This window comes from Campylobacter novaezeelandiae (genome assembly GCF_004323845.1).
Classification (GTDB): Bacteria; Campylobacterota; Campylobacteria; order Campylobacterales; family Campylobacteraceae; genus Campylobacter_D; species Campylobacter_D novaezeelandiae.
On sequence record NZ_QPGR01000035.1, the window covers coordinates 1 to 685 of the forward strand.

Below are 685 nucleotides of genomic sequence, written 5' to 3' on the forward strand. Positions count from 1 at the left end.
TTCTTTCCAACATACAAACATAATCAGGCTTAATACCATGTTTAGCTAATATAGCATAAGCACTATCTGCACAAAATATTGTGGCTTTGTTTTGATATTCTTTTAGAATGGGTAGTTGTTTAGTGAGTGAAGGTCCTGTTGAAACTATTATGGCTGTATCACTTAAATTTGATCTTTTAGTGAGTAATTCTTTAAAAGTAGGATTTGTGATCATTTTAGGTAGATTATAGGTAAATTGTTCTATACCTTGTAAAGCATCTAAGGGATCATTTCCATAAGAGAATATTGCTTTTTTAAAATGACTCATCATGTTTTGATTGATATTTAGTATATCTTCTTTATATTTTTCATAATAATCAGAGCTTAATTCTAAAAAATATACTCTTGAAAAAGAAAAGAAAGGATTAGATGAACAAAGTTCATTATAATCATTTAAATTTAAGGTATTAGCATTAAGTATTATTAAAGAATTATTCTTAAGTTCATGGCAAAAGTCTATTAAGTGAAACATAATATAAATGATTTCTAATTCTTTTTCAAAGACTACTATATGTTTATGGTTTTTGTTTTGAAGTAAGGCTTTAAATAAAATACCATTTCCAAAACCATAAAAATAAAGAACAGGGTATAAGAAGTATTTATCATTATAAGTATTTAATAAGGAGTTTAATTCAGTAAGGGGGTT

The 685-nt window shown here is 25.7% G+C and carries 1 protein-coding gene; it reads right to left on the minus strand.

Going from position 1 to position 685, the window contains the following annotated elements; all coding sequences use genetic code 11:
- Positions 1-685, minus strand: a 685-nt coding sequence (locus DU473_RS08135; protein ID WP_131186974.1) for a 6-hydroxymethylpterin diphosphokinase MptE-like protein, incomplete at both ends; no start/stop codon positions are given.